This window comes from Microbacterium sp. CnD16-F (assembly GCF_024124465.1).
Lineage (GTDB): Bacteria > Actinomycetota > Actinomycetes > Actinomycetales > Microbacteriaceae > Microbacterium > Microbacterium gawkjiense.
Map to the genome: position 1 here is coordinate 1 of NZ_JAMXSA010000110.1, position 1,613 is coordinate 1,613.

The window sequence follows — 1,613 nt, forward strand, 5'->3', positions numbered from 1 at the left end:
TTCGCGTTGGCGTCCGCGCCGCTGTCGCAGTTCCCCACGACGCCCTGGTCGGGGGACGTGCCCCCCCCGCCGCCCCCGCCCCCGCCGCCGCACCCGCGCGCGGCGAGGAGATCGACGTCCTGCAGACGATCTCGGTCGACCGCAGCCTGTTCGCGCGTCCGTTCGACGACGACGAGGAGCTGGAGCTCCCCGACTTCCTCCGCGAGGACGAGCGGCCGGCCGCCGTCGCCGACGCGCCCGACGACCGGACGCTGTTCGGGTCGCGACGCGGATCCGCTGCGACGGCGTACGCGCTGCGACTGCCGGGAGGGCGCAGCGTGCCGCTCGACCGTCCCGTCGTCCTCGGCCGCAGCCCGCGACCCGCACGCCACCCGGGGGCCCGAATCGAACCGGTACCCTCGCCGCGCAAGGAGATCTCGGGGACGCACCTCGAAGCGGTCCTGGACGGCGACACGCTCGTGGTGCGCGACCTGGACTCGACAAACGGCACGATCGTCCGGCCGCCGACGGGCGCTGCGGCGCTCCTGCGCGGCGGGGCGGCGTCGCGGGTGCCCCTCGGGACCGAACTCGACCTGGGTGACGGCGTGACGGCCGTGTTCGACACCGCCGGACCGCTGACGGCGGGATGACGCACGGCGTGTCCAGCAGGCTCCCCTCCACCCCGCCCGGGCTGTCGGGCTTCACCTACGTGCGCCCGCTCGGCGCGGGCGGCTTCGCGGACGTGTTCCTGTTCGAGCAGAACCTGCCCCGCCGCCCCGTCGCCGTGAAGGTGCTGCTGGAGGACGTCGTCGACGAGAACGTGCTGCGCATGTTCAACGCCGAGGCCGACGTCATGGCCCGCCTGAGCGCGCACCCCTCGATCCTCACGATCCACGAGGCCTCCGTCTCGGCCGACGGCCGTCCCTACCTCGTCATGGAGTACTGCCCCACGTCGCTGACCCACCGGTACCGCCGCGAGGAGATCCCCGTCGCGGAGGTGCTGCAGCTCGGCGTGAAGATCGGGTCGGCCCTCGAGACCGCCCACCGGGCGGGCCTGCTGCACCGCGACATCAAACCCTCCAACATCCTCGTGACGGCGTTCGGGTCCCCCGTGCTCTCCGACTTCGGCATCGCGGCCGCCGTCGGGGGCAGGCCCGACACCGAGGAGGTCTTCGCTATGTCCGTGCCGTGGTCGGCGCCCGAGATCGTCGACGAGCGGGTCTCCGGCTCCATCGCCGCCGAGGTGTGGAGTCTCGGCGCGACGGTCTACTCGCTCCTGGCCGGCCGCAGCCCGTTCGAGCGTCCCGGCCGCGGGCAGAACACCCGGGAGCAGTTGAAGGCCCGCATCCGCAAGGCGGTCTACACGCCGGTGGGCCGCGCCGACATGCCGCCCGAGCTCGACGCCGTGCTCGCGCGCGCCCTCAGCCGCGACCCCGCCGCCCGCCACCCCTCAGCGGCGGCCTTCGCGCACGACCTGCAGATGATCCAGCACCGGATGGGACTCCCGCACACCCCGCTCGAGGTCGCCGTCGACGAGTGGGCGTCCGCGGGCGCCCACGTGGATTTCGCCGACGACCGTCCCCGCGGTCCCGTGCGGCCGACCGTCGCCCACGCGTCCGCGCGTCCCGAGCGCC

General features: G+C 74.3%; 1 protein-coding gene and 1 pseudogene. Both read left to right on the forward strand.

Annotation, left to right across the window (positions count from 1 at the left end; translation table 11 throughout):
- Window positions 1-629 (forward strand): annotated as a pseudogene (locus NH287_RS14975) (hypothetical protein); the annotation flags it as partial.
- 8 nt (window positions 630-637) lie between these two features.
- The coding region (locus NH287_RS14980; protein WP_374209398.1) for a serine/threonine-protein kinase at window positions 638-1,613 on the forward strand (976 nt) is incomplete at its 3' end.